Origin of the sequence: Caballeronia sp. NK8 (assembly GCF_018408855.1) — a bacterium.
In the GTDB taxonomy this organism is placed as follows: domain Bacteria; phylum Pseudomonadota; class Gammaproteobacteria; order Burkholderiales; family Burkholderiaceae; genus Caballeronia.
The window spans coordinates 330,943-355,073 of record NZ_AP024326.1 but is presented as its reverse complement, the minus strand read 5'-3'; the positions used below and the strand labels follow the sequence as shown (position 1 = coordinate 355,073).

Sequence of the window (24,131 nt, the reverse complement as noted above, 5' to 3'; positions counted from 1 at the left end):
ACATGGCAATCATTGACTTTTTCGATCGCGGTTGGCGTATCAATCCCAACGGCATCGCCTACATTCAGGACGAGCGAAGCTATTCGTTCAGTGAAGTTCACGCGCTGTCGTGCCGTATCGCTAACGGACTGCTCGAGGCAGGCTTCGAAAAAGAAGCGAAGGCGGCGGTCTGGGCCGATAACGACGTCACGGCATGGACCTGCACGCTGGGGCTGTGGCGCGCAGGGGTGGTGTGGATCCCGGTCAACGGGCGCAACGCGCCGCAGGAGAACCAGTACCTCCTCGACGCGTTCGATTGCGAAGCGCTGTTCTTTCATCAGGCATTCGCACCGGCAATCGAGGCGCTGCGTCCCAGCCTGCCCAAAGTGAGGCTCTGGGTCTGTATCGATGCCGATCTGCCGTGGGCGCCATCGCTCGAGACATGGAGCGCGGCGCAACCTGCGACCGGGCCGAGCGTCGAGTACGACATGGACGACATCGTGACGCTTTCTGCCACGGGCGGAACGACGGGTTTGCCGAAGGGGGTGATGAACACGCATCGCGCGTTTCAAACCTATTTCGCGCAGTTCATGATTGCGTTTCCGTATGGCGTGGAGCGTCCGGTGAATCTTGCGGCGGCGCCTATGACCCATACCGCGGGAATGCTCTCGCTGCCGTGCACCGCCCGCGGCGGCACAGTGGTCGTACTGCCCAAGCCAGAGCCGGCGCCGCTGCTCGCGGCGATCGCGAAACATCGGGTGACGGAGTTCTTCCTGCCGCCGACGGTGATCTACCGCCTGCTCGATATCCCCGGTATCGAGAACCAGGATTTCTCCTCGCTCAAATGCTTTCTGTATGGAGCGGCACCCATGTCGGTGGAGAAGCTCAAGCGCGCGATCGAGGTGTTCGGTCCGATCATGGCGGGCGGATATGGTCAGACGGAAGCCCCGGCGTCGATCTCCTATCTCACGCCGGCCGAGCACTTCGTAGATGGCGCGCTTGCTCCGGAAAGCCGGCTTTCGTCGGTGGGCAGACCCAATCCGCTGATTCGCGTCGAAATCATGAGCGATCGTGGCGAGCTCCTACCTCGGGGCGAAACCGGCGAAATCTGCGTACGTGGCGACCTCGTGATGAAGGGCTACTTCAAGGCGCCCGACAAAACCGCCGAAACGATCGTGAACGGCTGGTTGCGCACCGGCGACGTCGGTCATCTGGATGACGAAGGATATCTGTACATCACCGACCGCAAGAAGGACATGATCATCAGCGGTGGCTTCAATGTCTACCCGAGCGAAGTCGAACAGGTGATCTGGGCGCACCCGGCAGTACAGGATTGCGCGGTGATCGGGGTCCCCGACGACAAGTGGGGTGAGGCGGTGAAGGCGGTGGTGGAGCTCAACGCCGGTCAGAGCGTCAGTGCAGAAGAGCTCGTGGCGTTATGCAAGGAGAAACTCGGCTCGGTGAAGTCACCGAAGAGCGTGGACTTCATTGCGGCACTGCCGCGTAGCACCGCCGGCAAGGTGCTGAAGAAAGATCTGCGCGAGCAGTACTGGCAGGGTCAAGGCCGACGGATCTGAGTCAGTCAATTTGAGAAAAACACCATGAGCGACATTTACATCGCGGGCATTGCGATGACCATGTTTGGCCGTCACTGCGAGCGCAGCATCGACGATCTCGCGGGCGAAGCGCTACGCGGCGCATTGAAGGATGCGGGTTGCGATGCCGCGGCGATCGGCGCGGCTTTCTATGCTGGCATCACCAACGGGCCGCTGCAGGGCCAACTGTCCATTCCGGGGCAGATCGTGTTCAGCAAGATCGGGATTGAAGGCATCCCGGTCTACAACGTCGAAAACGCCTGCGCATCCGGGAGCACCGCGGTGCATCTCGCGGCCCAGGCGCTTCGGTCGGGTGCCTGCGATGTAGTTCTCGCGCTCGGCGCAGAGAAGATGAACGTCCCGGACAAGGCGAAGTCATTCGCCTTGTTCGGGGCGGGCTGGGATGTGTCGCGCGTCGACGAGAACTTCGCCAGTCTGATGAGGCTCGGCGAAGGCATCGAGCCGCCACCCGGGTCGGAGTCCGACCGGCCGTATAGCCGCTTCATGTCGGTCTATGCCGCGCTGTGCAGGTATCACATGAAGACTTACGGAACCACGCAACGGCAGATCGCTGCGGTTTCGGCGAAAAATCACCTGCATTCGGTGCACAACCCGTATTCGCAGTTCCGACAGCCATTCACCATCGACGAAGTGCTCGCCGCACCGCCGATCACGTATCCGATCACGCTGCCCATGTGTGCGCCGGTTTCGGACGGCGCGGCGGCGGCGATCGTGTGTACCGAGGAGGGCTTGCGACGCATCGGCGCCGACCGTCGCCGGTGCGTCAGGATTGCGGCGAGCGTGATCCGCAGCTTCACGCATCGACGTATCGACGAGCCAGAGAAGAACATCGGCCGCCTCGCGGCACTTCAGGCATACGACCAGGCGGGACTCGGTCCAGAGGACGTGGATGTGGCGGAGGTGCACGACGCCTCAGCGATGGGCGAAATCATCCAGGCCGAAAATCTCGGGCTCGTACCGTTCGGCGAGGGCGGACCCGCTGCCGAGCGCGGCGAGTTCACGCTCGGCGGCCGCATCCCCATCAACACGTCCGGCGGCCTCGAATCGAAAGGCCACCCGTTGGGTGCGACGGGAATCGGTCAGCTCTATGAACTGGTTACTCAACTGCGTGGAGAAGCGGGCCCGCGGCAGGTTCCCGGCGCGCGTCACGCGATTCAGGAAAACGGCGGCGGCTTTCAGGGTGTCGAGGAAGCCGCGCTCGCGGTCCACATTCTAAGCAAGATTTGATGGAGTAGTTATGAGTGAGACGACGGAAACACAGGCAGAACAGCAAGCTGACTCTCGTTCTGCAGTGAACCGCCGCACGTTCCTCAAGGGTGCGGCGGCGGCAGCCGTAGTGGCGCCGGCAGTGGCGGCTACACAATGCTCGAGCAATGAATCAGGTAGTCCAGTGGAAGAAGCCAGAATGGCCTCTGACATGGAGAAATACCGCGCGCTTGGAGTCTGGGTGGAAAGGCCAGACGACTTGCAACCAGAACTCGTGGGCGACGTGAATGCGGATGTGGTCATCATCGGCGCGGGTTTTGCCGGGCTATCGGCGGCGCTTGAACTCGTCAAGCACGGCGCGAACGTGGTCGTGCTCGAGCGCGAGTTTGCGGGCTTTGGTGCAAGCGGACGCAACGCGGGTTATCTGGCCGGCGCACTCGGGCTCGAATATGATCTCTTTCTCAAGAACATAGGCAACGAGAAAGGGAAAGAGATCGTTCGCTACTACGAGGACGCGGTCCCCTTCGTGGAGGGCAAGCTGAAAGAGTACGAGATCGACTGCGACTACAATCAGACGGGCATTATCCGTGCGGGCATCGATCCCTCGCAGGAAGATAAGGTGCGCGAAAGCATGCGAACCGGCGCCGAATTGGGCTGTCAGTCGGAATTTCTCGATCAGGCTGAGATGCGTGCACGCGGCATTCCGCCCGCGTTTCTGTTTGGCAACTACGTGTCGCGCGGCGGCACGCTTCACCCCGGCAAGTATGTGATGGGGCTCAGGCGCGCAGCGCTTCGGGCAGGCGTGAGGATTTTCGAGAATACGCCGCTGCTGTCCTACACGGAAGGGTCTGTCATCAAGGTGCAAACACCGCGCGGAAGTGCAAGCGCACCGGCTATGATGCTGGCCACCAACGCCTATACGCCGCAACTCGGCCTGCTTGCAGACAAAGTCGTACCGTTGCGGGTCTCGGCGATCGAGACTAGGCCGCTCTCCGAGCCTCAGCGCAAGGCCTTAGGCTGGCCACGACGCGAAGGGATCGTGACGGCACACTGGACCATGGAAAGCCATCGCTTGACCGTGAACAACACGCTCGTGGTCACGACGAAGCGAATCCATTATCCGTACGGCTCCAAAACACCGAACGTGCCCGACTACGAGTCATACCGCGAGCTGCGCACGGCCCTGCATGACCGCTTTCCCTCACTCAAGGGCGTCGCGCTGCGGGCATGCTGGAGCGGCTACATCAGCCTGGCCAATGATGCGCTACCCGTTGTCGGGACCATTGGGTCGCATCAGAACATCTTCTACAGCGCCGGATGCTCCGGCCACGGCGTGGCCTCGCAATCGATGGTCGGAAGCATGATTGCAGGGCGGATTCGCGGCACCGACAATCCGCTGCTTTCGGCGCTAGATCACAAGACGCCATCGATGCTGCCTGAGCCCCTGCGATGGTGCGTCATGACGGGGGCGCTGGGTGTGGTGAACGCGCTCGACGAGCGTGTGAACAGCAAGGTTCGCGCTGCGCAGGCGCGAATGTCGTAACCGGCGTTGCGTGACGAGACGCTTGCAGTGGATACGTATCGACCACGTTTCGAATCTGTCTTGTTGAACGCAGAGGGTGAGAGGCGCGATGACCGGAAAAACGAACCGAGGTCAGGAGGAGTGCGATCGGACGTTGCGGCGCACGCACTATGCGGACGGAGGTACGTCCCGATGTGCTCGAAGCCATGTGTACCTTGGGCGCAATCGTGACTGCATTACGGCCCCGGCGGGGGCGTACACCTCACTCGGGAGGGAAAGCGATGACAGTGCGAAAAGAGCCCAGTCCCCGTAAGCGGCGCGCATCGGGCGCAGCCTCTTCCTTGGGACATCCCGCTGATGGCCTGCGCGCCCAAGGCTTACGTACGCGCAATGCCATCATCCGTGCGGCAAGGAAGCTTTTGCTCGAGAGTGGGCCCATGGCGTTCTCGCTGCGCGCCGTTGCTTTGCGTGCGGGAATCAGTGTCAGCAACCTCCAGTATTACTTCCCAACACGCTCTGCCGTCCTGCGGGCGGTCATGCTACCCGCGATCGACACATATTTCGATGCGTTGAAGCGGGCGCTCCAAAGCAATGCTTCGCCGCGTGCGACGATCGACGCCATTCTCCATCAGTCGGTGCAGGACGCCAAGGACTCAGAGTACATCTCGCTGTGGTGGCATTTCTTTTCGTTTGCGTCTACTGACCCCGAGTGCGCGCAAATGCGCAACGACTGGTACGACACCTTGACAAGTCAAGTTGCTGATCTCATTCATGCCGCAAATCCGGCACGTGGAGCCGCCGAGAGCGCGCACATCGCAGTGCTGCTCATTTCCATGCTCGACGGCGTGACCTTCCATCTGGGCACCGTGCGCAGTAGCCGGGCGTACATGCGAAAGTTCGAGGCGAAGTTGTTCGAGATCGCGCATACCTTGGTTGGGGAAACGCGATAGACGCGAAGATTGTTTAGGGCTGGCTGGAAGCGTGAACAGGCCATAGAAGAAACATTTAGTCGCGATCCGGATAAGAAGGACAGGGAATACCCGTCTTTTTTTTCCATGTTGTAATTTGTATCGTGACCTATGTTTGGTATTTATATCTACAATTGAGGTGACCAGACTGCCAGGCAGTCTGGTCGAGTTGCATCCTGGACAGGAGGAATATCGGAATGATTCGACTACACAAGTCCGTAGGATTGCCGCTGGCTGGATTGACCGGCTTCGAAACCCCGTTGGGCGAGGAAGAACGTGCGATCCAGGACACGGTTCACCGTTTCGCACGCGATGTGTTGAGGCCCGTCGGCCGCGAACTCGATCGAATGACGCCGGAGGAAGTGATCGCACCCGGCTCGCCGTACTGGACCGCCATGATGGAGAGCGCGAAGCTTGGCCTTGATCCGCAGTTGCTCGCGCAGCTTCCGCCGGACATGGCGGTGCGCATCGAATCGCTGATTGGCGAAGAGCTCGGTTGGGGTGATGCAGGGCTTGCTGTTTCGATCGGCGTGGCGCCAGCCCCGCTGATGATGGCGCAATCGGTCGGCAACCAGGAGCTGATCGATATGTGCGCCGGCAAGATTGGTTGTTGGATGAATACCCAGCCTGACCGCGGCACCGATGCCGCGATTCTCTATCGCGACGAGATCAGCGCGATCGGCAAGCAGCCGTTGGGTAACCTTACCGCGAAGGTAGTCGCGGATGAAATCGTCATCAACGGTCAAAGTTCCGCATGGATCTCCAACGGCTCGGTCGCTCAGGTGGCGCTCGCGTACATGGCGGCGGATTATGGCGATGGCTTCTATGGAAGCGGGGAACGAAGTGCGTTCACGAACGGAATCGGCATGATTCTTCCGCTTGATTTGCCAGGTGTCTCCCGAGGCAAACCGCTCGACAAGATTGGCCAGCGCTCACTGCCGCAGGGCGAAATCTACTTCGACAACGTGAAGGTGCCCAAGCGCTTCGCAATTGCGCTGCAGGACGATTACCTCGGCAACCTGGCCTCAACATGGTCGTTCGCCGGCACGCACATGTGCCAGGTGTTCGTAGGCGTGGCCCGCGCCGCGTTCGAACTCGCGCTGGGATACTGCCACGAACGCAAGCAAGGCGGAGCGCTGTTGATCGACCATCAGATGACGCAATTGCGCGTGGGCGAGATGCTGCGTCGGCTGGAAATGGCGCGTGCGATCGCGCGACGCAGCCTCGCATTCTCACGTCTGTCTCCGAAGAGCCATCCGTACGCAACAGCCCAGGCCAAGGTCAGCGTGACGGAGGAAGCCATGAAGATTACGACTGAGGCGTTCCAGCTCTTCGGCGGTAATGGCACCACACGCGAGTTCCCGATCGAGAAGCTGTTCCGTGATGTCCGGTCCGCACTGATCGAGGACGGCGAGAATTACCACCTCACGTTGCGTCTTGGCGTGCTCGCAGGAAAGCTTTATCAGAACGGTTGGATGAAAGAGTGAACAACCCGTCGGCGCAAGTTGGCTTCGCGTCGGCTCCACGGCACCCCCGGTCCAGGTATCAGAACGTGGCTGATGAGAGGGCAGTGCAGCTCGCTGCTGTGCTAACGACTGTCGCCGCTTCGACTCAGGTGCCCGCGACGAGCGCACGCAGCGCAAGTGGATTAAACGAGGAACAGCAATGAAAGTGTTGGTGGCGGTGAAGCGGGTCGTGGACGCGAATGTGAAGGTCGGCGTGAAGTCCGACGGAACAGGTATCGATATCGCCAATGTGAAGATGTCGATAAACCCATTCGACGAAATTGCCGTGGAAGAGGCGGTGCGTCTTAAGGAAGCCGGCTTGGCCACGGAGATCATCGCGGTGTCCGCGGGGGTGATGCAGGTCCAGGAGACTCTGCGGACGGCACTCGCGATAGGCGCGGATCGCGCGATCCTCATCGAGTCGAATGAGATCCTGCAACCGCTCGCCGTGGCAAAGCTGCTCAAGGCACTTGTCGACAAGGAGCAACCGCAGCTCGTGATCCTCGGTAAGCAGTCCATCGACGACGATTCGAACCAGACCGGCCAGATGCTCGCCGCGATCGCGAACTTGCCGCAAGCGACCTTCGCTTCGAAGATCACCATCGCTGATGGCGAGGCCACGGTCGTACGTGAAGTCGATGGCGGTGCGGAAACGCTGTCGCTCAAACTGCCCGCAGTTGTGACTACCGACCTTCGTTTGAACGAGCCGCGCTACGTCACGCTGCCGAACATCATGAAGGCGAAGAAGAAGCCGCTGGAGACGGTTAAGCCCGACGACTTTGGTGTGGACGTCACGCCGCGTCTGCGAACCCTGAAGGTCGCTGAGCCGCCCGCGCGCTCGGCTGGTGTGAAGGTTGCCGACGTGAAGGCACTCGTCGAGAAGCTGAAGACTGAAGCCAAGGTTATCTGAAGGTTAGGGAGCGAGAGAGATGACGAACCTGGTTATTGCTGAACACGATAACGTGTCGGTTAGAGCTGCAACGCTGAACACGGTCGCCGCTGCACAGAAGATCGGGGGCGACGTGCACGTGCTGATTTTAGGTCACAACGCAAAGGCCGCGGCCGATTCAGCGGCGAAGATCGCGGGCGTTTCGAAGGTGCTGCTAGCCGATGCCCCGCACCTCGAAGTAGGCCTCGCAGAGAACGTTGAAGCGACGGTGCTTTCGATTGCGAGGAACTATTCGCACATTCTCGCGCCGGCCACGGCAGCGGGCAAAAACGTTACGCCGCGGATTGCTGCAAAGCTTGACGTCGCGCAAATCTCGGAAATCACGGCAGTGAACTCGCCGGACACGTTCGAGCGTCCAGTCTATGCGGGCAATGCGATCGTAACTGTTCAGTCAGTGGATCCGATCAAGGTCATCACGGTGCGGCCCACGGCATTTGATGCAGATTCCACACACGGTGGCAATGCCGTCGTGGAAAGGCTCGACGCGTCAGCGGACAGCGGCCTCTCGCAATTCGTTGGCCGTGAAGTCACGAAACTCGACCGTCCGGAGCTGACTAGCGCAAAGATCGTCGTTTCGGGTGGCCGCGGCCTGGGCAGCAGCGAGAGTTTTGCGTCGATTCTGGAGCCGCTCGCCGACAAGCTCAACGCAGCACTCGGCGCCTCGCGTGCGGCAGTGGATGCGGGATATGTGTCAAACGACTACCAAGTCGGCCAGACCGGCAAGATCGTCGCACCGCACCTGTACGTTGCCGTGGGCATCTCGGGTGCGATTCAGCACCTGGCTGGCATGAAGGACTCAAAGGTGATTGTCGCAATCAACAAGGATGAAGAAGCGCCAATTTTCAGCGTGGCCGACTACGGTCTCGTGGGCGATCTTTTCCAGATCGTGCCGGAGCTGGTGTCGTCAATGTGAGCGCTAGTCCGGACATGCGCCAGTGATGTTCGGACGGATGCGGGCCGATCCTGCTTACCAGCCCGGATCAAGATCTTTCTATGGCGCTGCACTTTGGTACTTAGCGAGACGTCCGACAGCGAAACGTTGCGAGTCGCGCTGCATCTCTTCGCCTTAATGATTGGTATAGCGACCTATATTTGTCATGTTGGACTATATGCACGGCACTGGAACGGCAGATCCGCAGTCTCGCATAAAGCTTATCAATTGTTCTGAAGGGGCTTTTGAGGATATGCGCAGGACGTTATTTCGACCCGGATATGGAGCCTGGAGCCTGAACGGGGCAGTTTCGGGGAAACGCAACAGCGGGACCTCATCACGCAGACAGAGGCACTATGGCAGAAAAATTGTTCCCTGAAGGCGCCGAAAGCCTGGGGCGCAGGCAATGGCTTAAGTATGCCGGTGCCTCAGCGGCCGTCGGCACGCTCGCCGTCGGTGCCCGACAGTCTTTTGCGACCGTCCCCAAGAGCGCGCCAAGCGCGGACGACGTTCTCGACGTCGCCATCATAGGAGCGGGGCTGGCTGGACTGACCGCCGCGCGAGATCTGCATCAAGCAGGCTGCGAGTCCATTCTGGTGCTGGAAGCCCGTGATCGTGTGGGGGGGCGAACGCTCAACTACAACATTCCCGGCGGGTACGTTTCGGAAGTCGGCGGCCAATGGATCGGTCCTGGTCAGACAGCCGTCGCAGATCTTGCGCGCGAATTGGGTGTCGGTACCTTCCCAACTTATTACGATGGCAATACAGTTGTTCTCGGCGGCGACGGTCGCGTGACAGTCGATCTAAAAGGCACTTTCGGCACCGACGAGGCGATCGGGGCAAAGCTCAGCAGACTCGCGCGCGATGTGCCTTGCGGCACGCCCTGGACGTCTCCGATGGCCGGCGAACTGGACAAGCTGTCTGTCGGCGACTGGCTGCAAAAACAGAATATCAAGCCAGAAGACCAAGTGGCATGGAATGGCAGCATCACCCTTTCGGGCGGCACGGCCCCGGCGAAGATGGGATTGCTGCACTTCCTTTCGATGATCAATTCCGCAGATTGCGATTACTCGCAGCTTGACAGCATCAAGCATAGCGCCCAGGAAACACGTTTCATTGGCGGCTCGCAAATCCTCAGCATTAAGATGGCCCAGCAACTGAGCAGTAAGGTGCGCCTGTCAACTCCGGTGCGCCGGATTGCTGGATGGGATGGCGACGTCGTCACCCTGCATACCGACCATGGCGAAGTGCGCGCGCGAACCGTCGTCATGGCCATCCATCCTGCATTGTGTCATCAGATCCAGTTCGATCCTCCGCTGCCAGAAAAGCGCGCGGCTCTGCAGCGCGCCTGGCCCGCGCATTCTCCCGCGAGGAAAACGGCCATGGTGTATCGCCGTCCATTCTGGCGCGACAAGGGAATGAACGGGAGCATTTTTCAGTTTAATGGCCCAATCATCTGGGCCTATGACAACTCTCCGCCCGCCGCAGAGATCGGCGTCATCAATGCATTCGTCGAGAACGCCAAGGTGCCATCGGAACGGGACGCGGCGATCGCTATGCATAAGCAGTTCTACGCCCAGGCATGGGGCGACGAAGCGCTGTCTCCCGTTGCCTACCACGATCAAGACTGGGGCCAGGCGGATCGCTGGACCTTAACCTGCGTTTCCGCCATTCCTCCGGGATTTTGGAGTGCACACGGCGAGGCTCTCCGCCCGTCGTGCGGCAGGCTGATCTGGTCGGGGACGGAGACTGCGAATATTTGGGCCGGCTACATGGATGGCGCCGTGCGCTCAGGACATCAGGGCGCGCTTCAGGCCCTGAACGCCCTGCGTCGGGCGTAAGAGGCGATGATGAAAAAAATCCTATTGATTTGCGTTCCTTTGGCCGTCGTACTGTTGCTGGCCATTTTCGGTTCCGATCTGCTGGGTCTTTATCGGCTTCAGAGCTATATCGCTAACTCGACGACCGCTTACCTGGTCGACGGTGGCGCTTGGCCACATGTAACCGATGTCTGCATGGGCTGCCACGGCGTCAAGGGCAATTCACTCCACCAGGGGTATCCGAGCTTGGCGGGGCAACCAGCACCTTACCTAGAGGCTCAACTCCACGACTTCTCAGGTCAGGCGCGGCGAAATCCGAATATGACGCCTCTCGCGTTGACGATGAGCGATGCGCAGATCAAGTCGCTGGCGGCATATTTCGCGGGTGTGCCCCCTGTCGCGAATCGTTACTTCAGGCCGGATGCGCAACTGCGCGAGAAAGGGCTGCATCTGGTAGCCGCTGCCAACTGTGCCGCATGTCATGGCGCTCGATTGATGGGCCACGATCAGTTTCCGCGTCTGGCTGGCCAGGGGTACGACTATCTGCTTGCGCAGTTCGATCACTTCGCTTCGGGCACCCGCAGCGAACCTACAGGCGTGATGAAAAACCTTGCAATGGGTTTTTCGCCTGAAGATCGCAAAGCCGTTGCCACCTATCTGGCAAGCCTTGAACCGAAGAAAGATTGACCAATCAGATACAACCGGAATTGGGAGTAAGCGATGGACCTCAGATCTTTAGTTCTTATGCTCTCTAGTGCTTTGCTGGCGGTGAGCTCATTCTTTTATGGCTGGAAGTTCGTCAAGAAAAAAAACTATCTTCTCGGTCTGGAGATGTGGATCGTCGGCACCTCGGCGACGAACGCTATCCTATTCTTTGCCACAGGTAACGCAGTTTCCTATGAGATAGCGCACTTCTTCGACGCGTTCTCTCGAGGGTTCGGCATGCCCATCATCGCCGTCGCCGGCTTATTGGCGATTACGCACGGCTACAAGCCGTCAATTCGGCAGGACGTCGCGGTGTTTGCCGCTTCGTTTGTGCTCACATTCGTTTTAGTCGGAGCAGATTTTATTTCCGGGTTTTTGCCTTACTACTATCTTGCGATGTGGATCTGCCTGTCGATCTATCTCGCTTATTTCGTCAAACGATTGCTAAACGTGGGCGCCATGCTTGAGGCGCTGGGCGTCGTTGTGTCGCTAGTGGCCTCGTTCGCGATTGCAGGTATCTACGATTTCTACAAAATCCCCGGCGAGGAAACCAACGTCGTGCTCAATTTTTTCACGTTAGCGCTGTGTACATGGGCCTATTTCATGCCGGCCATCTACTACGGCTATTGCGCCCTGGAGCGTGCTCAAAGCGGGAGCCTGATGGCGGAGAGTCTCGCCCCTTACCGCAATTAAGCGAAGACGACGCTGTTGCTAAGTTCCGGGCGACTGGAAGTCTATGTGCGCAGCGCTAAACGTTTCTCCTGGAGATTATGATGAATCAGACCTCGCGCAAGGTAATGCGCTTCACGGCTTGGAGCGCGATCATCGGTGGCGTTCTGGCGTACGCGAATGTCGGATTGTCTTTTGCAGTAACTGGTCCGGATGCGGATATGGTGCTGCACGGCGCATCGATGCTCGCCTTGCCACCGAATAGTCGCGAGCTGTTTCGCTGGTGCATGGTTGCCGACACACTCGGGTTCTATCTGCCCTTCGTCGTCATTGGCGGCTACTTTGTGCACGCATTTCGCGAAGAACTGGGCTCGCTAGGCAGTATGGTGGCGATGGCTGTCGCGTTGTATGTCATGGTGGGCGTGACCGGTGCCGTCATGCAGTTTGCAACCCTTCACCCACTCGCCCATCTTTACGCGGGCGGCGACGACGCTACGAGAAGCGCCGCGGCGGCAGTATGGACGGCAATAGCTAATGCGACACAAAACGGCCTCTGGTGGATTGAGGGTCCGCTCGTTCTCTTCTGGACGCTGATCGCCGCCAACGTGCTCAAAAAGGCCGGCTGGAAGGGATCGATTCTGCTGAAGATCGTCGGCTGGGCCTTCGCGGTCTTCTTCTTGTTCGGCTTTTTTCCAGACCTCGAGGCGCTGTCGAGCTCCAGCGAGATGGTGGTCGTGCTCGTTCTGCCGCTGTGGATGTTGTTGTTTGGCGGTCAGTTGCTGCGCCGTGCACGGACGATGCCAAATCGCTTTCAAGGCGCTGGCGCAGCTAATAAGGCGACTCTCTCACATCTCTCAACAAAGGATTCAATATGACTACCCTGATGGTGACCTACCTGAACGCAGAAGGTGCGACGTTCGACCGCGAATATTACCTTTCGACCCATGCTCCGCTTGTCCGCTCGGCGTGGAGTGAGTTCGGTCTTCAATCGGCCGAGGTCCTGTTTCCGTCATCCGATCCACAACCCTTCGCATGCGTGGCAATACTGCGCTTCAGCGATCAGGCCAGCATCAATATGGCTCTTTCCTCCGCCAAAGCCGCCGAGGTGATTGGCGACGTGAAGAACTTCACCAATATCGCCGCGTCGATTTTCTGCGCGGACGATTGATCATCGCGCCGCTGGCCTGACTTCGCCATTACCGCCGCGCCTGCATCGCACCTCCTCGCACACTTCGTTGGAGATCCACGCGCGCAACCCCATCCAGCAAGGAGAAGTTTCAGTGAGACAGAGGTTCAAGCTCCTTGCGATGATCGATACCAATGTGAACAATCAACTTTCCCTATGACATTACTGATTGGCATTCCTTCGGAAGTAACCACTGGCGAACGGCGCGTCGCGACCGTACCGGAGGTAGTCGAGAAATTGCTCAAGCTGGGGTTTCGGGTGGCTGTGCAAAGCGGTGCCGGCGCCGCCGGAAATTTTGACGATGACGCCTACCGTGCGGCCGGTGCCGAGGTCGTGGCTTCGGCCGCCGAACTCTGGGCTCGCAGCGATATCGTTTTCAAGGTGCGCGCCCCGAGCAGCGAGGAAGTGGCGCTGATGCGCGACGGCGGCATCTTGATCGGTTTCGTCTGGCCGGCACAAAACCCCGAGCTGATGCAGCAGCTGGCCGCCAAGCAGGCCACGGTGCTGGCGATCGATTCGCTGCCGCGCACGCTGTCACGCGCGCAGAAGATGGACGCGCTTACCTCGATGGCTGGCATCAGCGGCTACCGTGCGGTGATCGAGGCAGCACATGCTTTCGGCCGCTTCCTGAACGGTCAGGTCACCGCCGCCGGCAAGATCCCGCCTGCCAAGGTCTTCATCGCTGGCGCTGGCGTAGCAGGCTTGGCTGCAATCGGCACCGCAGCCAGTCTTGGTGCGATCGTGCGCGCCAACGACACGCGCGCCGAGGTGGCCGACCAGGTCAAGTCCCTGGGTGGCGAATTCGTCAAGGTGGACTACGACGAGGAAGGCTCGGGCGGTGGTGGCTACGCCAAGGTCATGAGCGAGGGTTTCCAGCAAGCGCAGCGCGCGATGTACGCGCAGCAGGCCAGGGACGCGGACATCATCATCACGACCGCGCTGATTCCCGGCAAGCCGGCTCCGAAGCTCATCACGGCCGAAATGGTGCAGTCGATGAAGCCGGGCAGCGTGATCGTGGACATGGCAGCGGAGCAAGGCGGCAACTGCGAGCTCACCGTGCCCGGCGAGGCAGTGGTGCGTCACGGCGTGACCATCGTTGGCTATACGGATCTCGCCTCGCGCCTGGCGCGGCAGTCGTCCACGTTGTATGGCAACAACCTGTTGCGCGTGGTCGAGGAATTGTGCAAGACCAAGGACGGCACGATCAACGTCGACTTCGATGACGATGCCATCCGCGGCCTTACGGTTATCAAGGAAGGCAACATCACTTGGCCGCCGCCGCCGATCAAGCAGCCGACCGTCGTCCCCAAGCCTCAGTCGGCCGCGCCCGCAGCGGCCGCACCCAAAAAGAGCAACGTCCACGGCAACAGCGAGCCGATGTCGGTCAAGGCGCTGGTCATCGTGTTCGGCATCGGTGCACTGGCGTTCCTGCTGGTGGGGCTGTTTGCGCCGGCCACGTTCCTGTCGCACTTCACGGTGTTCGTACTGGCCTGCTTCATCGGCTACATGGTGATCTGGAATGTCACGCCGTCGCTGCACACGCCGCTGATGAGCGTGACCAACGCGATCTCGTCGATCATCGCCATCGGTGCGCTGGTGCAGGTCGCACCGCCGCTGGGCGAACTGGCCGCAGGCGCAGGCGACCGGCCGTCGGGGCTGATCCTGAGCCTGGCCGTGGGCGCGTTGGCACTCACGGCCGTCAACATGTTCGGCGGCTTCGCGGTGACGCGGCGCATGCTGGCGATGTTCCGCAAATAAGGGGACGACAACAATGACTTCCAACCTGACTACCGTCTCCTATATTGGCGCGGCGATTCTCTTCATCCTGAGCCTCGGCGGACTGGCCAATCCCGAAACCGCGCGCCGCGGCAACTTGCTCGGCATGATCGGCATGCTCATCGCGGTGCTGGCCACCGGACTCGGTCCGCGCGTGTCGGCCGCAGGCATTCCGTACGTTGTCGCTGCGCTGGTCGTCGGCGGCGCCGTCGGCCTGTTCGCCGCGAAGAAGGTGCAGATGACGCAGATGCCCGAACTGGTCGCGCTGATGCACAGCCTGGTGGGCCTGGCGGCCTGCCTGGTGGGCTTTGCCAGCTACATCGACACCTCCGTGCAGTTCACCGGCGCCGAGAAGGCGATCCACGAAGTCGAGATTTATGTCGGCATTCTGATCGGTGCGGTGACTTTCGCGGGATCGGTCATTGCGTTCGGCAAGCTGTCGGGCAAGATCGGCGGAAAACCGCTGCTGCTGCCGGCACGGCACTGGCTGAACCTCGCCGCGCTGCTGGTGGTGATCGTGTTCGGCCGTGCGTTTCTGCATGCGGGGACGATTCAGGACGGCATGACGCCGCTCTTCGTGATGACGGCGATTTCGCTCCTGTTCGGTGTGCACATGGTGATGGCGATCGGCGGCGCCGACATGCCCGTAGTGGTGTCGATGCTCAACAGCTACTCGGGTTGGGCGGCGGCGGCCACCGGCTTCATGCTCAGCAACGACTTGCTGATCGTGATCGGTGCGCTGGTGGGCTCGTCGGGCGCGATTCTGTCGTACATCATGTGCCGCGCGATGAATCGCAACTTCATCAGCGTGATTGCCGGCGGCTTCGGTACCGGCAGCGGCGTATCGGCACCGGCGGGCGCCGGTGCGCAGCCGGCCGGCGAGGTGGTGGCAGTGAGCGCCGCCGAAACCGCCGAGCTGCTGCGCGATGCGAAAAGCGTAATCATCGTGCCCGGCTATGGCATGGCAGTCGCGCAGGCCCAGCACACGGTGTTCGAACTCACCAGGCTGTTGCGCGAAAAGGGCGTCGACGTGCGGTTCGCGATTCATCCGGTGGCGGGCCGCATGCCGGGCCACATGAACGTGCTGCTGGCCGAAGCGAAGGTGCCCTACAACATCGTGATGGAGATGGAAGAGATTAACGCTGACTTCCGCGAGGCGGACGTGTCAATGGTTATCGGCGCGAACGACATCGTGAACCCGGCGGCGCAGGAGGACCCGGCGAGCCCGATCGCCGGCATGCCGGTGCTGGAGGTCTGGAAGGCCAAAACCTCAATCGTGATGAAACGCAGCATGGCCTCGGGCTACGCCGGCGTAGACAACCCGCTCTTCTACAAGGACAACAATCGCATGCTGTTCGGCGACGCGAAGACCATGTTGAGCGAAATTTTCGGCGCGCTGAAAGTCTGAACGCAACGCCTGGGTCCTGCCCATTGCTAATCAACGTTGTTTTACCGACTATAGGTTTTTGCAGGCCTTGGTCACACACCAATTTCACAAAATGGAGAGCTTACATGAGGAAGTCCCGTCGCACTTTTATGATCACCACCGCGGGCGTTGCTTCGGGACTAGCGCTGTCTCGCATTGCCTTTGCTGGTCCAGCCGATGCGTCGGAAACCGATCCAACATCGCTCGCGCTCGGTTACAAGGCCGATGCGGCCACGGTCGACAAGCTTAAGTATGCGAAGTACACAGCGGATCAGGCTTGCCGTAACTGTACGTTTTATCAGGGCAGGCCGAATGACGTGTCCGCTCCGTGTCCGATGTTCGGCGGTAAGCAGGTCGCAGGTAAGGGTTGGTGTAATGCCTATAGCAAAAAGGCCTGATTGCCCAGAGGCTGTATCTACACGGTAGACGCGCGGATGCAGCCCATCATTACGTGCCCTGCGCAAAACCGATTGGCGCAAAGACGAGCCGGATTCACTCTAAATGAAGTTGAAGCGGTCGGCGGTCACACGATCGCCGTTGCAATGACGATGCATTTATATCCGGGAAAAAGTAGATAGGGCGTCAAATGCGAGGTAGCGTGAGCTCGAAAATCGAGCCTCCGGCGGCCGACGGGCGGAAGGTCGCGCGGCCCCGATGGGCGAGCGCAATTGCGCGTACCACCGACAGACCCAATCCCGATCCGCCAAACTGTCTGGAGCGTGACGCGTCGGCGCGCGTGAAAGGCTCGAATACCAGCTTCGCAAATTCGGGCGCAAGGCCGGGGCCGCCATCCTCGACACTCAGCACCAAGGCGGCCGGCGCGAGCCCAAGCGCCACTCGCAATCGACCTGGAATCGCATAGCGCCGTGCGTTGTCGAGCAGCGCAAGAAGAGCTTGCCGGATGCGCGCACCATCGCATACGACCATTGCGTCACTGACGTCGAGTTCTATCGTAAAACCTGCCTCATACAGTGCGTCGCTGATGGAATCGACCGCTCGACGTATCTCAATGTCGATGCGTGTCGGTTCGAAATGCATTTCCAGCCGGCCGATGTCCTGAAGCGTGATGATGTGGAGGTCGTCGACGATCCGCGCAAGGCCTTCTACCTGATACAGCAGTCCGCGAATCTGCGCATCATCGGGCTTGAACACGCCATCGCGCATTCCTTGAAGGCGGCCGCGCAAAATCGTCAGTGGTGTGCGCAACTCGTGCGCGATCGCCGCGTTCCAGGCTGTCATGTCAGCCGCCATTTGCTGCAGCCTGATGGCCATCGCATTGAAATCATCGACAAGGAGCGCGGTGTCGCCGAGCGAACGGTCACCGGGAAGCGCGCGTGCTTCGAGGTCGCCTGCTGCGATGCGGCGCGCGCCTTCAGCAAGCGAGTTCAGTGGCGCGAGAATACGGCGGGCCAGGCGAGACGCCATGACGACCGCCACTACGAGGCCGATCAACAGCAGCGTGGCGAAGATCAGGAAATCGATCGAATCGGGAATGAGCCACTCGACGGGCGTCTTGGGAAGCTCAGGAGGCGAGAGCGCATACAGCCAGCCGTAGATCACGACCGATCCGACAAAGGCGATGAGCATCGTGATAATCGATACCAGGCCCATCGAAAGCACGATCTGACGACTGAGGCGTCCGCGATGTTGAGCTTCATTGCGCTGCGTCTTCTCCATCACGTGCTCGCGAGTCGGTAACCGACGCCCCGTACTACCGTGATGATTTCCGCCGCGCCAGCCTTTTCGAGCTTTTTGCGCAAGTTGCTGACGTGGCTGTCGACCGTGCGTTCGAGCGCGCCACTGCCGGGCATGCAGGCATCGATCAGTTCGCTGCGAGTGAATACCCGCTGCGGCGATCTCGCCATATGGGTAAGCACGCGGAATTCGGTGAGCGTGAGGGCAAGTTGGACCGCGTTTCCGGCTGGAGCTGCACTCGTGCCCGCTTGCCGGATGCTGGCGACGTAGCTTTCCGTGTCGATCTCGAGCCGGCCCACGCGAATGACTGTTTCAGTCCGTGACGCAGCCGTGCGCCGCAGCACCGCGCCGACCCGCGCCACGACTTCGACCGGGTTGAACGGCTTCGAGACGTAGTCATCCGCTCCGATGCGCAAGCCCTGTAGCCTGTCGATATCCTGATCGAGCGCCGTTACGACGACGACCGGGGTATCGCCGCGCCGACGCAGTTCAGCGAGCACTTCCCAGCCGTCCTTGCCGGGCATGCGGATGTCGAGAAGCACGAGATCCGGCTTCAGTGTCGAATGAACATCGAGCGCGGTCTGTCCATTGCCGACCCGATAAGTGCGATACCCCTCGCGTACAAGATAAGCGTCGAGAATTTCCGCGATTTCGGGTTCGTCTTCGGCGATGAGAATCAGCGCGTTCATGTCGTTACAGGCTTCCGGCAGAAGCGACATCGTGGGGCAGCACCGCCGAATACGCAATCAGCTCCATGAAATCTCGATGATATCTCAACACAGCGAACATCCCTTTCCTGTCAGTTTCCAAGGAACGCCGTCATCGTTTCCGCTATCTGCTTCCGATCGTTGTCGATGCATAACATGTGATAGCTGTTCTCTACGATCAGGCATCTGGACGTGGGTATGGCGTCGACCAGAAATGAAGCGGACTTGACCGAGGTCACTTCGTCTTCGCGAGAATTGATCACGAGCGTCGGATGTCTGATGTGTCTCGCGACCTTCCACACCTTGTAGCGCAGTCGATCGACCTGGCGAATACACGCCAGCGGAACCCAGCGGTAGTGAAACGCGTCGCCCCTTTGGAACCGGGCCTTGATCAAGGATCGCGTCAACGCGTTCTTGATTCCATAAGGATCTTGCTCGGTGACTCTCATTCTTCGGGCCAGACAAGGAATGAGGTAGAGGAAATACCGGAGTCGCCGATAAAACGGCATCGACCACCCGTCGAGAAAGACCGGTGCTGCGAGCAGGACGAGCTTGCCGTCGCGCGGTCGACGCTCCGCGACGATCAATGCGAGAAGCGCTCCCATGCACATACCGATGAGATGCACCGTTTCATAGGTACGGGCGAGCATGTCATATTCCCGCGTCGCTACGTTTATCCATTGCTCCGCCCGAGCCATGATCAGGTCCTCCGGGCTCGATCCGTGTCCCGGCAACGAAAGCGCGTGCGTATCGATCCCAATCTGGTTCAAAGACTTGCGCAAGATACCAAGATCGTGCTCCGTGCCGCCGAGGCCATGAATCAGAAGAGCGACGGTGCGACGTTTTTCGGGTTGTTTCATGATCGTGCCAATGGGTGGGGCGCGGCAAGGCTCAGCTCGGGCGCGGGGTCGGGAGGCCTCACGTCGGTCTCGGTCAGGCCACCGCCGAGCGCCTTGTAAAGGGCGACGGCATTGCCGAACTCCGCGCGGCGCAAGTCCAGCAGCACCTGCCTCGATGCATAAAGCTGCCTCTGGGAATCCAGCAATTCGAGGCGTCCGTCGACGCCGGCGCGATAGCGCAGGGTAGACAGATCAGTGCGACGCTCGGCGCTCGCCACCACCCGCACCTGAGCCTCGATCTGCCGATGGAAGGTGTCGCGACCCGCTAGGCCGTCGGCGACTTCGCGGAACGCGATTTGCACAGCCCGTTCGTATCCGGCAACCGCGCTTGTCTTGCGCACTTCGGCGAGTCGGAGCTCGGCGCGCAGGCGGCCGCCCTGAAACAGCGGGACTGTGACCTGCGGCGCGAAGGTCCATGCCCGATGGTCGCCGTCGAAAAGGCCGCTCATGGCCGGACTGATCAAACCCAAAGAACTTGTCAATGAGAGTCGTGGAAAGAATGCGGCGCGCGCCGCACCGATATCGGCATTGGCGGCGATCAGGTCCTGTTCCGCCTGCAAAATATCGGGCCGCCGGAACAGCAGGTCGGACGGCAGGCCTGCTGGCAGTCGCGTCATGACCGGTTGCTGCGCCAGCGGGGTCGGCTCCGGCAGATCCTTCGGGAAGTCGGCGCCGATCAGGAGCCGCAGTGCATTGCCGGCCTGCTCGACCATGCGTGCGCGCGCCTCCAGATCTGCTTCGGCGCTGGCAACTTGACCTTCGGCGCCGGCCACGTCGACGCTGCTCGCCTGATGGGCGTTCCTGAGCCGGCGCGCGAGGTCGAGTGACTCCCGCCAGTCCGCAAGGGTGTGTTCGGCCAACTCGCGCTGCTCCTGTGCGAGGCGCTCGGCGAAGTACGCGTCGGCCACCGCACCAACGAGCGCGATCTGCGCGGCACGGCGTCCGTCATCGCTTTCGAGGTAACGGGCGAACGCGCCATCCGACAGGGAGCGAACGCGGCCGAACAGATCGATCTCGAACGCGCTGATCCCGACGTTGACGCCGTATTGCTTCTGGGTCATCGCGGCGATGGGCGGATCGGTCTCGGCATTGGCGGCGATGCGCTGGCGTGTGAAACCGCCTGTGGCGTCGACAGAAGGCAATTGTGCAGCGCGCTGGATGCCATACTGGGCCGCGGCAGCTTCGACGTTCAGCGCGGCGAGCCGCAGATCGCGATTGCTTTCGAGCGCGAGTTCAATGAGACGCTGCAAACGCCGGTCACCGAACATCGTGCGCCAGCCCAGATCGGCTGCGTTCGTGCGCACATCGGACGCGGCGCCTGTCGTGTATGTCATGGGGACGGGCGCAGCCGGCCTGACGAACGCCGGGGTCAAAGAGCAGGCCGACACGGCCAGCACGACGGGAAGAATGAGGGCTCGCATGACATCAACTCTCTTGTTCTTGACGCACGGCCGCGCTTTTACGGTGGGTTGCCCGCCATGCCGCGATGCGTTCCTGGATGCTCATCACGAAAACGAAGAAGACGGGCACGAAGAAGACGGCGAGGATTGTCGCAGTGACCATGCCGCCGAACACGCCAGTACCGATCGCGTGCTGTGTTTCCGCGCTCACGCCGGTCGCGATCATCAGCGGCACCACGCCGAGGCCGAACGCTAGCGATGTCATCAGGATTGGACGCAGGCGCAGCCGGGCAGCTTCCACGGCGGCTTCCGCCAGCCCCTTGCCCTGTTCGCGCAACTGCTTCGCGAACTCGATGATGAGGATCGCGTTCTTCGCGGACAGGCCGATCACGGTGATCATCCCGACTTTGAAGAACACGTCGTTCGGCAATCCGCGGAGCAGCACCGCGCTGAGCGCGCCGATCAGCCCGAGCGGTATCACCAGCATCACCGACAGCGGAATCGACCAGCTCTCGTAGAGCGCGGCCAGCACGAGGAACACGACCACCATCGACAGCGCCATTAGCATCGGAGCCTGCGACGCCGACTGACGCTCCTGCAGTGACTGTCCGGTCCACTCGACCGTGAAGCCCGAGGGCAACCGCGCGGCGAGACGTTCCATCTCGGCCATCGCCGCGCCGCTGGAATGACCCGGCGCGGCGCTGCCCGATATGCGCGCGGCCGGATAGCCCTCGAAGCGCGTCAGTTGCAGTGGCGACTCGGACCAGACGGGACGGATCACTTCCGATAGCGGCACCATGCCGCCGCCGGCATTGCGCACGTACAGCTTCAGCACGTCGTTGATCTGCATGCGCGCGGACGCGTCGGCCTGGATGATGACCTGCTGCATACGTCCGGCATTCGGGAAGTCGTTGACGTAGGTCGAGCCGATCGCTGCCGACAGCGTTTCGCTGATGCTGGTGAAGGACACACCCAGCGCCTCGGCCTTGGGCCGGTCAATCTCCAGGTGGATGCTGGCACCCGCCGGCAGGCTATCGGGGTAGACGCCCGTTACGATGTCACTCTTCGCCGCGAGCTCCAGCAGCTTGGCTTGGGCCGCCTTCAGCGCTTCGTCGCCGTGATTGGCGCGATCCTGCAGACGCAACGTGAAGCCTGAGCTGGTGCCGAGCTCGTCGATCGCGGGCGGCAGCAGGCTCATCACGGATCCCTCGGTCACCGAAGCCATGGCTTGCTGTGCACGCGTGTTCTCATTGGGCGTCGTCGCGTCGCCGCGCCTGTCCCAGTCCTTGAGCACCGCAAAGTTCAGCGCGGCATTCGGTCCGGAGCCTGAGAAGCCATAGCCGACGATCGAAATGCTCGACTGGATCGCCGGGCGCGACGCGAGATGGCGCTGCAGCGTCCCGACCACATCCTGCGTGCGCTCGGCGGTCGCGTCGGCGGGCAGCAGGACGCTTGTCATGAAGTAGCCCTGATCCTCGTCTGGCAGAAACGACGACGGCAGCATGCGAAAGCCGATGACGAGTGCGCCGGAAATGGCCACGAACAGCAGCATCACGCGCCCGGTTCGGCCGACGAGCCGGCCGACGCGCGACTCGTACGAGCGCGTCATCCGCTCGAAACGACGGTTGAACCAGCCGAAGAAGCCACGTTTCTCGTGGTTACCAGGCGCGATCGGCTTGAGCATCGTCGCGCACAGAGCGGGCGTCAGCGTCAGCGCGAGGAGCGCCGAGAACAGAATGGAGACTGCCATCGACAGCGTGAACTGCTGGTAGATCACGCCAACCGAGCCGCTTGCCAGCGCCATCGGGATGAACACCGCGGTCAGCACCAGTGTGATGCCGACGATCGCGCCGGAGATCTCCTTCATGGCCTTCGACGTTGCGAGCTTCGGCGAGAGACCTTCCTCGGTCATCAGGCGCTCGACGTTCTCCACCACGACGATCGCATCGTCGACGATGATGCCGATCGCGAGCACCATGCCGAACATCGTCAGCACGTTGATGGAGAAGCCTGTCGCCAACATGATCGTGAATGTGCCGAGCATCGCCACGGGCGCGACGATGGCGGGGATCAGCGTGTAGCGCACGTTCTGCAGGAACAGGTACATCACGAGGAACACGAGCACCATCGCCTCGACGAGCGTATGGAGAACCTTCTCGATCGAAATCTGAACGAACGGAGAAGTATCGAACGGGATCGAATAGCTGATACCGGCCGGCATCGCCTTGCCCGCTTCCTTCAGACGCTCGCGCACGGCCGCCGCGGTCTTGACCGCATTGGCGCCGGGCGCGAGCTGCACGCCAGCGAAGGCGGCGGGCTTGCCGTTCTCGCTGCTGACGAAGCTGTACGACTGCGAGCCGAGCTCGACCCGCGCGACGTCGCGCAGTACGACCCGGGAGCCATCGGCGTTGGCGCGCAGCACGATCGCGGCAAACTGTTCCGGGGTCGTCAGTTGCCCTTGTGCGGTAAGCGGCACGGTCACCCGCTGACCGGTCAGAGCCGGCGACGCACCGACGCTGCCCGGCGCGATCTGCACGTTCTGCTGGCTGATCGCAGTCGTCAGGTCGTTCATCGACAAGCCATAGCCGATCAGCTTGTTCGGATCGACCCAGATGCGCATCGCCCGTTCGGAACCGAACAACTGTACGCGGCCGACGCCATCGACGCGTCGCAGCTCCTCGACGACGTTGCGCGCCATGTAGTCGCTGAGCATGCTCGCGTCGTAGAGACCGCTGTCGGACTTGAGACCGATGAGCATCAGGAAGCCCGAGGAAGCCGACTCCACGGTCACGCCGGACTGGCGCACGACCGGGGGCAGGCGCGGCTCGACGGTCTTGAGCTGGTTCTGAACGTCGACCTGGGCGAGCGCGGGATTCGTGCCGGGCTTGAACGTCACCGTGATCTGCGCGGTGCCCGACGTATCGGCCGACGACTCGAAGTAGAGCAGATTTTTGACGCCCGACAGCTCGCGCTCGATCAGGCTCAGCACGGAGTCGCTCATGGTTTGCGGCGTGGCGCCGGGATACGTCGCGGTAATGGTGACGGCGGGCGGCGCGACCGAAGGGTAACGTTCGATCGGCAGTTGCGGTATCGCGATCAGGCCCAGCAGGATGATGAAGAGGGCGATCACCCACGCGAAGACGGGTCGCCGGATGAAGAATTCGGACATGGC

Annotated in this window: 20 protein-coding genes; 15 read left to right on the top strand and 5 right to left on the bottom strand. The window is 61.0% G+C overall.

Annotated elements, in window-relative coordinates; all coding sequences use genetic code 11:
- Positions 1-2 precede the first annotated feature (2 nt).
- The 15 genes from NK8_RS34395 (at position 3) to NK8_RS34325 (ending at position 16,656) form a co-directional block, all read left to right on the top strand.
- A complete protein-coding gene (locus NK8_RS34395) occupies positions 3-1,556 on the top strand; it encodes a class I adenylate-forming enzyme family protein (RefSeq protein WP_029672505.1) in 1,554 nt (517 codons plus the stop codon).
- A gap of 24 nt (positions 1,557-1,580) precedes the next feature.
- Positions 1,581-2,822 carry a thiolase family protein gene (locus NK8_RS34390; protein ID WP_213233882.1) on the top strand — a complete coding sequence of 414 codons (1,242 nt, stop codon included), beginning with the start codon at positions 1,581-1,583 and terminating at the stop codon, positions 2,820-2,822.
- A 178-nt stretch (positions 2,823-3,000) separates the two neighbouring features.
- On the top strand, positions 3,001-4,344 hold the full coding sequence (locus NK8_RS34385) for an FAD-binding oxidoreductase (RefSeq protein ID WP_213234004.1): 1,344 nt from the start codon (positions 3,001-3,003) through the stop codon (positions 4,342-4,344).
- 416 nt (positions 4,345-4,760) lie between these two features.
- Positions 4,761-5,273, top strand: coding sequence for a TetR/AcrR family transcriptional regulator (locus tag NK8_RS34380; protein WP_301549922.1), 513 nt, complete (start codon positions 4,761-4,763; stop codon positions 5,271-5,273).
- Positions 5,274-5,488: 215 nt separating this feature from the next.
- Positions 5,489-6,778, top strand: a complete 1,290-nt coding sequence (locus NK8_RS34375) for an acyl-CoA dehydrogenase family protein (protein ID WP_213233880.1) — start codon at positions 5,489-5,491, stop codon at positions 6,776-6,778.
- 178 nt (positions 6,779-6,956) lie between these two features.
- Positions 6,957-7,706, top strand: coding sequence for an electron transfer flavoprotein subunit beta/FixA family protein (locus NK8_RS34370; RefSeq protein ID WP_062253043.1), 750 nt, complete (start codon positions 6,957-6,959; stop codon positions 7,704-7,706).
- Between the two features lie 19 nt (positions 7,707-7,725).
- Positions 7,726-8,658: an electron transfer flavoprotein subunit alpha/FixB family protein gene (locus NK8_RS34365; RefSeq protein WP_062253045.1), complete on the top strand. Its 933-nt coding sequence runs from the start codon at positions 7,726-7,728 to the stop codon at positions 8,656-8,658.
- Between the two features lie 374 nt (positions 8,659-9,032).
- A complete protein-coding gene (locus tag NK8_RS34360) occupies positions 9,033-10,517 on the top strand; it encodes an FAD-dependent oxidoreductase (protein WP_062253047.1) in 1,485 nt (494 codons plus the stop codon).
- 6 nt (positions 10,518-10,523) lie between these two features.
- Complete coding sequence (locus tag NK8_RS34355) at positions 10,524-11,183, top strand: c-type cytochrome (protein WP_062253049.1); 660 nt, start codon at positions 10,524-10,526, stop codon at positions 11,181-11,183.
- Between the two features lie 33 nt (positions 11,184-11,216).
- A complete protein-coding gene (locus tag NK8_RS34350) occupies positions 11,217-11,894 on the top strand; it encodes a hypothetical protein (RefSeq protein WP_062253051.1) in 678 nt (225 codons plus the stop codon).
- Positions 11,895-11,974: 80 nt separating this feature from the next.
- Entirely contained in the window at positions 11,975-12,745 is a 771-nt protein-coding gene (locus NK8_RS34345; RefSeq protein ID WP_225936611.1) for a hypothetical protein, read from the top strand.
- Entirely contained in the window at positions 12,742-13,038 is a 297-nt protein-coding gene (locus NK8_RS34340; RefSeq protein ID WP_213233878.1) for an EthD family reductase, read from the top strand. The genes NK8_RS34345 and NK8_RS34340 overlap by 4 nt, the downstream gene beginning before the upstream one ends.
- A gap of 174 nt (positions 13,039-13,212) precedes the next feature.
- Positions 13,213-14,814, top strand: a complete 1,602-nt coding sequence (locus NK8_RS34335) for a Re/Si-specific NAD(P)(+) transhydrogenase subunit alpha (protein ID WP_062253055.1) — start codon at positions 13,213-13,215, stop codon at positions 14,812-14,814.
- A 13-nt stretch (positions 14,815-14,827) separates the two neighbouring features.
- Positions 14,828-16,240, top strand: a complete 1,413-nt coding sequence (gene pntB / locus NK8_RS34330) for a Re/Si-specific NAD(P)(+) transhydrogenase subunit beta (RefSeq protein WP_213233877.1) — start codon at positions 14,828-14,830, stop codon at positions 16,238-16,240.
- A 104-nt stretch (positions 16,241-16,344) separates the two neighbouring features.
- Positions 16,345-16,656 (top strand): high-potential iron-sulfur protein, encoded by a 312-nt coding sequence (locus NK8_RS34325; protein WP_213233876.1) that lies wholly within the window; start codon positions 16,345-16,347, stop codon positions 16,654-16,656.
- A 184-nt stretch (positions 16,657-16,840) separates the two neighbouring features.
- Here NK8_RS34325 and NK8_RS34320 read toward each other — a convergent pair whose 3' ends face one another.
- The 5 genes from NK8_RS34320 to NK8_RS34300 form a co-directional block, all read right to left on the bottom strand.
- Positions 16,841-17,935, bottom strand: a complete 1,095-nt coding sequence (locus NK8_RS34320) for an ATP-binding protein (protein WP_062253062.1) — start codon at positions 17,933-17,935, stop codon at positions 16,841-16,843.
- Complete coding sequence (locus tag NK8_RS34315; protein ID WP_062253084.1) at positions 17,935-18,642, bottom strand: response regulator; 708 nt, start codon at positions 18,640-18,642, stop codon at positions 17,935-17,937. Before NK8_RS34315 ends, NK8_RS34320 begins: the two co-directional genes overlap by 1 nt.
- A 110-nt stretch (positions 18,643-18,752) precedes the next feature.
- Entirely contained in the window at positions 18,753-19,520 is a 768-nt protein-coding gene (locus NK8_RS34310) for a carboxylesterase (RefSeq protein WP_213233875.1), read from the bottom strand.
- Positions 19,517-20,980, bottom strand: coding sequence for an efflux transporter outer membrane subunit (locus tag NK8_RS34305; RefSeq protein WP_213233873.1), 1,464 nt, complete (start codon positions 20,978-20,980; stop codon positions 19,517-19,519). Before NK8_RS34305 ends, NK8_RS34310 begins: the two co-directional genes overlap by 4 nt.
- Positions 20,981-20,984: 4 nt before the next feature.
- On the bottom strand, positions 20,985-24,128 hold the full coding sequence (locus NK8_RS34300) for an efflux RND transporter permease subunit (protein WP_062253068.1): 3,144 nt from the start codon (positions 24,126-24,128) through the stop codon (positions 20,985-20,987).
- Positions 24,129-24,131 lie beyond the last annotated feature (3 nt).

Coding starts and splice junctions, on each gene's coding strand:
- NK8_RS34310 (WP_213233875.1), bottom strand. CDS start 19,520: ATGAAACAACCCGAAAAACGTCGCACCGTCGCTCTTCTGATTCATGGC.
- NK8_RS34355 (WP_062253049.1), top strand. CDS start 10,524: ATGATGAAAAAAATCCTATTGATTTGCGTTCCTTTGGCCGTCGTACTG.
- NK8_RS34375 (WP_213233880.1), top strand. CDS start 5,489: ATGATTCGACTACACAAGTCCGTAGGATTGCCGCTGGCTGGATTGACC.
- NK8_RS34390 (WP_213233882.1), top strand. CDS start 1,581: ATGAGCGACATTTACATCGCGGGCATTGCGATGACCATGTTTGGCCGT.
- NK8_RS34345 (WP_225936611.1), top strand. CDS start 11,975: ATGAATCAGACCTCGCGCAAGGTAATGCGCTTCACGGCTTGGAGCGCG.
- NK8_RS34380 (WP_301549922.1), top strand. CDS start 4,761: ATGGCGTTCTCGCTGCGCGCCGTTGCTTTGCGTGCGGGAATCAGTGTC.
- NK8_RS34315 (WP_062253084.1), bottom strand. CDS start 18,642: ATGAACGCGCTGATTCTCATCGCCGAAGACGAACCCGAAATCGCGGAA.
- NK8_RS34320 (WP_062253062.1), bottom strand. CDS start 17,935: ATGGAGAAGACGCAGCGCAATGAAGCTCAACATCGCGGACGCCTCAGT.
- NK8_RS34335 (WP_062253055.1), top strand. CDS start 13,213: ATGACATTACTGATTGGCATTCCTTCGGAAGTAACCACTGGCGAACGG.
- NK8_RS34395 (WP_029672505.1), top strand. CDS start 3: ATGGCAATCATTGACTTTTTCGATCGCGGTTGGCGTATCAATCCCAAC.
- NK8_RS34360 (WP_062253047.1), top strand. CDS start 9,033: ATGGCAGAAAAATTGTTCCCTGAAGGCGCCGAAAGCCTGGGGCGCAGG.
- NK8_RS34340 (WP_213233878.1), top strand. CDS start 12,742: ATGACTACCCTGATGGTGACCTACCTGAACGCAGAAGGTGCGACGTTC.
- NK8_RS34385 (WP_213234004.1), top strand. CDS start 3,001: ATGGCCTCTGACATGGAGAAATACCGCGCGCTTGGAGTCTGGGTGGAA.
- NK8_RS34370 (WP_062253043.1), top strand. CDS start 6,957: ATGAAAGTGTTGGTGGCGGTGAAGCGGGTCGTGGACGCGAATGTGAAG.
- NK8_RS34325 (WP_213233876.1), top strand. CDS start 16,345: ATGAGGAAGTCCCGTCGCACTTTTATGATCACCACCGCGGGCGTTGCT.
- pntB (WP_213233877.1), top strand. CDS start 14,828: ATGACTTCCAACCTGACTACCGTCTCCTATATTGGCGCGGCGATTCTC.
- NK8_RS34300 (WP_062253068.1), bottom strand. CDS start 24,128: ATGTCCGAATTCTTCATCCGGCGACCCGTCTTCGCGTGGGTGATCGCC.
- NK8_RS34350 (WP_062253051.1), top strand. CDS start 11,217: ATGGACCTCAGATCTTTAGTTCTTATGCTCTCTAGTGCTTTGCTGGCG.
- NK8_RS34365 (WP_062253045.1), top strand. CDS start 7,726: ATGACGAACCTGGTTATTGCTGAACACGATAACGTGTCGGTTAGAGCT.
- NK8_RS34305 (WP_213233873.1), bottom strand. CDS start 20,980: ATGCGAGCCCTCATTCTTCCCGTCGTGCTGGCCGTGTCGGCCTGCTCT.